This window comes from Bacillus sp. CGMCC 1.60114 (assembly GCF_042676365.1).
GTDB lineage: Bacteria > Bacillota > Bacilli > Bacillales > Bacillaceae_G > Bacillus_A > Bacillus_A rhizoplanae_A.
The window spans coordinates 1-4,730 of the sequence record NZ_JBHTHG010000016.1 but is presented as its reverse complement, the minus strand read 5'-3'; the positions used below and the strand labels follow the sequence as shown (position 1 = coordinate 4,730).

Below are 4,730 nucleotides of genomic sequence, written 5' to 3'. Positions count from 1 at the left end.
CATACGACCATTATGCGTTGGGTTCATCAGTATAGTCCTGAATTAGACAAGCGACTTCGTCGTCATCTAAAACGTACAAATGATTCATGGAGAGTGGATGAAACATATATCAAAGTAAAAGGTCAATGGATATACCTGTATCGTGCTGTTGATTCGAGAGGAAATACAATCGATTTTTACCTAAGCAAAACAAGAGATCAGAAGGCTGCAAAGCGCTTTTTCAAGAAGGCTTTGCAGTCTTTTCATGTTTCAAAACCTCGTGTTATAACAGTCGATAAAAATCCAGCTTATCCTATAGCAATTGAACAGTTAAAAAAAGAAAAAAGCATACCTGGTGGTATGCGACTTAGACAACAAAAGTACTTGAATAACATAGTAGAACAAGATCATCGGTTTATTAAAAAGCGAGTTCGTTCGATGTTAGGATTGAAATCCTTTCGCACAGCTACATACATTATTTCTGGAATAGAAGCTATGCATATGGTAAAAAAAGGGCAACTTGTTTTACTGGATAAGTCTGTCCAAAATCAGGTGAATTTCATCCATCAACTATTTGAAATTGCTGCTTAAGACTAGATTCCATTAGGAAATTTTTTGTCTCTTTATATCTTTCCTAAGTATTTGCACCAGAACCACCCGGGCACCGCGAACTCAATAATCGACCGGCTGTGGTTGAAGTTTACGATCAAAGTACGGACGTCTTAAAAACAGGCCACTCTCATCGAATTTCGAGGAGCCACCACCAGTCATTGTCGTCACGGCCACCGAAGCCGGTTACCTCCTGTTGGCCGGCTGTCCAGCGAGGGTCGCTGAACCCGCGGTGGGAGTGGAGCGCATGGTTGGTGTTCAGGTGAACAAGTCGGACTCGTCTCTGTGCATTCCACGGACCCCCACCATCGACTTCGATCCGCCAGTTATCGTTGCTGTCTCCCTGACCTCCGGATCCGAAGCAGGTCACCTCCTGCTGACGAGTGACAGGGGAAGGGTGTCCGGAGTGGCTGTGTAAGTTGCGTTGCGTGAGCACGTGCTCGAGCCGGATCACGTCGCCATGTTGGACTATTTCACCGTTCCTGTGGTTCGATTGCGTACCATCGGGCCCCTTGATCCTCCAGAGGTCATTGTCATCAGCCCCTTTGAAGCAGGTTACCTGCTGCTGACCTGAGCTGCCGCTGTGGCCGTAGTTCAGTGCGTGCGAATGGAGAGTCAGTCCCGTTATGAGATGACTTACCTTAATGGTCTGACCGTATCGGACCACAGCACTGGCTGCCGGCGGATTGGTCGTGAACACGGGCGGGGTCTTCTGCTGGTAGTCTACTACGAAAAAGCCTCTCCAGGGGTCGGTGTTCGTGGCGTCAAAGTGGGGATTACCCGGTTCGGAGGACAAAACTACCTCCTGACCTACCGTGTTGTTATCGTACACGAACACTTTCATAATGTCAGCCTTCGAGTGCCACTCATACCCATAGGCTAGAACCTGGTGATTCTTCGACCCAATCTCCCCTAGGCTTGTTGCATCTACCAGCCCGAGAACGACCGGTTGGCCGGCGTCGATGCGCGATCGTAGCTTTGGAAATTCTTCCTCCTTCGTCCAGCGGGTGACTCCCTTTCCTCCAAGGACGGTAGAATGATCTGACGCCAAGGTCCAATTAATATACTTGATGGAGGAAGGCACAACGAAGCTGTCCAAAAGCCGACTGTAAATGTAATCCGCTAGCCAGTGTCCATCCGGGGGAACCTCTGCGTTGAACAGGTTCCCGGTGTATTTTGGAACCGGAATGCCCTTGAGGAAGTAGTCGAGCGCGGCAAAAGCCATTCCGCCGCAACGTCCCTGTGTTGTCACCTGCCCATAGCCCGGAATGTTAGCCACAGCATTGGTGAAATTGTTTCTAAACAAAAAGCCGTGACTTGCCGGATTGAAAGCAAGCTTTCGACTATGGCGCCACGTTCCCGAGTCCCAGAGCGGGTTTCCCTGGTTGGTGTAGATCACCGCGTTCCCATCGTCTTGAAGTATGAGGTATGCTCCGGCGTTCCCCACAGTGCCAGATTGCCAGACCTCCTGGCCATTCGCCTTGCAGACGACAAGGTTGCCATTATCCAGCATGACTGCTTTCTCGGCACCACTACCGTCAGTGCCTGACGCCCAGACAGGGATGTGGTTGCCCTTATGTACTTCGTAAAGTACGAAGTTTCCATCGCCCTGCATGATCAGAAATGTTCGACCATTGTTCGCGGTGATCTGTTGGTCTGCCAGGAGTTCCTGCCCTGGCTGAAGCTGGTTTGCCATCCTTTAATCACTCCAATCTGGAAGGTTTTGTTACCATTTCAAATGGTCACCTTTCAATGTATTCAACAAAAAGTGTTTAAATCACTACTTTTTCCTAAGTTGGTTTCATTGATATTTGGGGAGCATCTACTTGTCTCAGGGTGTTCCTTTTGTGTAATACCCTTTCGTTAACTTTTTTCTGGGTCTTATTGATATACTTCATCCTCAAACTTTTTTATAAAACCGAAACTTAAATATGGGGGAGCACCACATCGCCATCAAGCTAAGATTCTTAAATACCTCCATAACGAAAAAAATTCTTCTCTAGAACTGGTGATTTATAAGAATTCGACTCGTTTTTTCGTTTTAGGGAACAATTAATTTCTTAAGTTGATGGATGTGGGTCTGTACCCCTTCCTAAGTTCCATGACATTCTAATTCTCTATTCTCTAATCTTTAAAAGGAGCATTCATCACCCAATCTGAAAACCCCATACGAAGCATAGAAGAACTCAAATTATTTGGCTGTTGCTGTGTATTTTTTAGATTGGAATCATATTTAATAAGTTCAATCATAGATTTTTTGAAACCTAATCGAGGATAAACCTCAATTATAAAATTAAATGTTTCCTCCGGAATATCTTCTATTCGTAAACCAACTACATCTATTCCCGCCCCGAAATGAACTAAAGCAATCTCTGGTTGTTTTTCTTTAGCAATTTCCGAGGTGTGTAGAATAATAGCTTCACGTACCACATCAATTTTATCTTGTGAAAAACCATGGGAATGAAGGAATTTTTCTGCATGATCAGCACCTTCATATTCAAATGAATGTTTACAACATACATGCTCTGTAAGACCAACATCATGTAAAATAGAAGCAAGATAAAATAACTCCTGATCATATTTAAATCCATATTTTTTCCCCAATGCATCACCAAAAGCATATGTCCGTAAACAATGATTATAAAGAAATTCTGGAGAAATCTCGTAAACCAATTGGGTAGCTTCTTTTGCTACTTTACTATCTGGAATAATAATGTTATGCATAATTTCCTCCTTAGTTTTAATTGTTTTTCAATAAATTCATGTCGGATATCAATGGCATGATAAGAATGTTACATGCTAACCAAATACTAACTCTCTCACCCTCTCCTTTTAGAAATTCTACTCTCATCTCAAAAAAAGACCGAACGGTCTCTTTTAAGGTAACTTATTATATGTTAATGTACAACTAAAACATGTTACAATTTTTCAACAATAATAATGGAGGATATTATGCAAAAAGGTGAACAAACACGAAGAAACATTGTATTAAAATCGGCAGAACTGTTTAATCAAAAAGGCTATGCTGGCTGTTCGATGAATGACATTATGGAGGCTACAGGGCTACAAAAAGGGGGGATTTATCGTAATTTTAAAAGTAAAGATGAGATTGCTTTAGAGGCATTTGAATATGCCATTGATACTGTCTCTCAACATTTTTCTGAGGCGATACGCAATGCTAATACAACATTAGAAAAGGTTGGTGCTTTTTTTAATGTATATGAAGATGTAATAAATAATCCACCAATAAAAGGGGGATGTCCTTTGCTGAATACTGCTGTAGACAGTGATGATACGAATCTACTGTTAAGAGAAAAGGCACTTGAAGTTTTCAATACATTTCTCAATATGATTGAAGAGATTATAGTAGAAGGTATTCAGAACGAGGAGTTAAAACCGGATATCGATACAAAGGCGGTAGCTTCCTTTATTATTGCAACCCTAGAGGGAAGTATTATGGCTAGTAAACTAGAAAGGGATAATAAACATGTTACTTATAGTAAGCAACACGTGCTGCGTTATTTGTTTATGCTAAAAATTTAGCTCACTTTTTATTTTGAGAAACAACGGGCTTTTGACTTAATGGCGATGAGATTGTATTCGAAATAGAAAGATAATCTAATGAGAATAAAATCTATGCTACAATCCATTTTTTATATGTATCTCACCTAAACTCCTTAAAAAGCTGATTATCCCTTAGCGTTTAGGAAATCGGCTTTTTCTATGTGAAAAATTGCTTAGCGTACGAAATTCGCATTTTGTTGGTGCTACTCCATGCCCATTAAGCTAACATTTTGAGACATCTCCATTACGAGAAATTTACCTTTTTACAGTTATTTATAAGAATTCGACTTATTTTTTCGTTTTGGGGGACAATCCATTTCTTAAGTTGATGGCGATGGGGTACCACCAGCATTTTGGAAAAACCCCACGCTAAACAAAAAAACTAGTCTCCACAAGGGAGGCTAGTTAACGTAAAATTCGTTAGCGGAAGTTATTTTTAGGGTTCTATTTTTTTCTTGAATTACAGTCTTAGTACGGTTCTGGTGCAAATACTTCAGAAGAGATATAGAGAGGCGAAAAGTTTCCTAGTAGAATCTATTTTATGCTGGAAGGCCGAATAGTTTATCAATGAATTCTTT

General features: G+C 41.5%; 4 protein-coding genes. 2 read left to right on the top strand and 2 right to left on the bottom strand.

Annotated features, from left to right (window positions below):
• Positions 1 to 570: IS6 family transposase (locus tag ACFQZ1_RS08565; protein ID WP_377881719.1), on the top strand; the 570-nt coding region annotated here is incomplete at its 5' end.
• Positions 571 to 718: 148 nt separating this feature from the next.
• Here the strand turns inward: ACFQZ1_RS08565 and ACFQZ1_RS08560 are convergent.
• Both ACFQZ1_RS08560 and ACFQZ1_RS08555 read right to left on the bottom strand, forming a co-directional pair.
• Entirely contained in the window at positions 719 to 2,284 is a 1,566-nt protein-coding gene (locus ACFQZ1_RS08560) for an MIR domain-containing protein (RefSeq protein ID WP_377881718.1), read from the bottom strand.
• A 428-nt stretch (positions 2,285 to 2,712) separates the two neighbouring features.
• Complete coding sequence (locus tag ACFQZ1_RS08555; RefSeq protein ID WP_377881717.1) at positions 2,713 to 3,312, bottom strand: HD domain-containing protein; 600 nt, start codon at positions 3,310 to 3,312, stop codon at positions 2,713 to 2,715.
• A gap of 228 nt (positions 3,313 to 3,540) precedes the next feature.
• On the opposite strand from ACFQZ1_RS08555, the gene ACFQZ1_RS08550 reads away from it, so the two are divergent.
• Entirely contained in the window at positions 3,541 to 4,131 is a 591-nt protein-coding gene (locus ACFQZ1_RS08550) for a TetR/AcrR family transcriptional regulator (protein ID WP_377881715.1), read from the top strand.
• Positions 4,132 to 4,730 lie beyond the last annotated feature (599 nt).

What these genes read in the sequence shown, in the direction of transcription:
- ACFQZ1_RS08550 (WP_377881715.1), top strand. Translation starts at nt 3,541, where the DNA reads ATGCAAAAAGGTGAACAAACACGAAGAAACATTGTATTAAAATCGGCA.
- ACFQZ1_RS08555 (WP_377881717.1), bottom strand. Translation starts at nt 3,312, where the DNA reads ATGCATAACATTATTATTCCAGATAGTAAAGTAGCAAAAGAAGCTACC.
- ACFQZ1_RS08560 (WP_377881718.1), bottom strand. Translation starts at nt 2,284, where the DNA reads ATGGCAAACCAGCTTCAGCCAGGGCAGGAACTCCTGGCAGACCAACAG.